Consider the following 2,468-nt stretch of genomic DNA (forward strand, 5'->3'; position numbering starts at 1 on the left):
CCCGGCACATCGGGCCTGAGGAAGAAGGTGACCGTCTTCCAGCAGCCTGGCTATGTGGAGAATTTCTTACAGGCGATCTTCGATTCCGTTGAAAATCGGGACGGCGCTCTCCTCGTCGTCGGCGGAGACGGACGGTTCTTCAATCGGGAGGTCGTGCAGATCGTCCTTAAGATGGCAGCAGCCAATGGCTTCGGTCGCGTTCTCGTGGGCCAGGGTGGCCTTCTATCGACGCCCGCCGTCTCTTGCCTCATCCGCAAGTACCAGGCCGTCGGCGGCGTCGTTCTTTCCGCCAGCCACAACCCGGGCGGGCCCCACGGCGATTTCGGGATCAAATTCAACGTGTCCCATGGGGGACCCGCTCCTGAGAGCTTTACGGATGCGGTTTTCAAGCGAACCCAGACGATAACGGACTACGCCGTCGAGGATGCTGCCGATATCGATCTCAACAGACTGGGCAAGGTCCGGCTCGGCTCGATGGAGATCGAGGTTATCGATCCGGTCGCCGATTATATGGAATTGATGGAGCAGCTCATCGATTTTACGAAGATCGCCGCTCTCTTCAAATCGGGCTTCCGCATGAAGTTCGACGCACTGAGCGCGATCACAGGGCCTTATGCCAAGGCCATTCTAGAAGGGCGCCTCGGTGCGCCGGCCGGGACCGTGATGAATGGCGAGCCAATGCCGGATTTCGGCGGTCATCATCCCGATCCCAACCCCGTTCACGCTCATGAGTTGATGGCCGTCATGGAGGGGCCGGACGCCCCTGATTTCGGCGCCGCGTCCGATGGCGACGGTGACCGCAACATGATCGTTGCTCCGGGCCTCTTCGTGACCCCGAGCGACAGCCTCGCTCTCCTGACCGCACACGCCCACCTCGCTCYCGGCTATGCAAACGGATTGGCCGGCGTCGCCCGATCCATGCCCACGAGCCGCGCCCCTGACCGGGTTGCTGCAAAACTGGGAATTCGCTCCTTCGAAACGCCCACTGGATGGAAATTCTTCGCAAATCTCCTCGATGCGGGCCTCGTGACCCTCTGCGGTGAAGAGAGCGCGGGCACCGGCTCTAACCATATCCGCGAAAAGGACGGCGTGTGGGCCGTGCTGCTTTGGCTGAACATCCTGGCAGAGCTCAAGAAACCGGCCGATCAGGTGGTGAAGGACCACTGGGCTGCCTATGGGCGGGACTACTACGCGCGACACGATTACGAGGAAATCGAAACGGCGCGCGCGGATGCCCTGATGACCCATTTGCGGAGTTCCCTCCAGACCCTCCCCGGCCGGCGTTTCGGCGATCTCACGGTCGTGAGTGCCGATGATTTTTCCTACACAGACCCGGTCGATGGTTCCGTCACCCCCAACCAAGGCATCAGGATCCTCTTCGCGGAGGACGCAAGGGCGGTCTTCCGCCTGTCGGGAACCGGGACGTCCGGCGCGACGCTGCGGGTCTACCTCGAGAAATTCGAAAAGGATTCAAAGCGGCACAACCTGCCTCGGGAGGAAATCCTCGCTGCGGTGACCCGCGCCGCCGAGGCGATCGGCGACATCGCGACGCTGACTGGGCGAAGCGAACCGAGCGTCATCACGTAAGCCGGATCACCGCGCCCCGACCTTCTAGGGCCAGAGCAACGCGGCGCCGCGCGCGCCGCTTTCCTGCGTCTGTCCGATCATGATCAAAGGTGCCGCTTCCCGCCCGAAGACGTAGCGCGGCGTCGTATCCCGAACGGCGGCGAGGAGTCCGTCGATCGAACTGAGGCCGCCACCAAGCACGACGGCATCCGGATCGAAGGCATTCGTCAGTGAGCCGATCAGACGCGCGAGACGATCGACCCAACGCTCGAAGGTCGCTCGTGCGTGGACATCTCCATTGCGCATGGCCGCCATGATCTGCGGCGCCGACAGACGTGCGCCTGTCCTCTCCATGTGATCCCGGGCAATGCCGGTTCCGGAAACGAAGAGTTCGGCGCAATCGAAATTGCCGCAATAGCAAGGCCGAGGTTGGGATTGATCCGGCAATACGATCGGAACATGGCCAGCTTCGCCGGCAATGCCAAGGGGTCCATGCCGGACGCGCCCCTCGATCACGAGCCCGCCGCCGACCCCCGTTCCCAAAGTGAGCGCATAGACGACCGAGAGGCCGTCCGCAGCGCCGCCAACGGCCTCGGACAAGGCAAAGCAATTGGCATCGTTCTCGATGCGGGTGGGATAAGGAACGACCGCCGAAAGGTCGGTGGCAACATCGCGGCCATTGACGAAGGTCATGTTGCAGTTGCGCCAAAGACCAGTCTTCGGCGATTGCGAACCGGGCATCCCAATTCCGACGCTCGTGATGTCCTTGTACGAGTGCCGGCACCGATCGAGGACTACCGGCACCGCCGCGATGAGAGAATGATAGTCGCCAGGAGTTTCGATGCGTGTGCGAAACAGCATCTTTCCTTCGGGGTCCAGAACGACGGCGGCAATTTTGGTAC

The 2,468-nt window shown here is 62.1% G+C and carries 2 protein-coding genes; one reads left to right on the plus strand and one right to left on the minus strand.

Annotated features, from left to right (window positions below):
* Positions 1-1,587 (plus strand): alpha-D-glucose phosphate-specific phosphoglucomutase (locus tag AC1DT3_RS17960; protein ID WP_477466593.1); only part of this gene is annotated, 1,587 nt, incomplete at its 5' end.
* 24 nt (positions 1,588-1,611) lie between these two features.
* Here AC1DT3_RS17960 and AC1DT3_RS17965 read toward each other — a convergent pair.
* A partial coding sequence (locus AC1DT3_RS17965; RefSeq protein ID WP_477466594.1) for an ROK family protein occupies positions 1,612-2,468 on the minus strand: 857 nt, incomplete at its 5' end.

Source organism: Microvirga sp. P4_G7 (genome assembly GCF_056401005.1).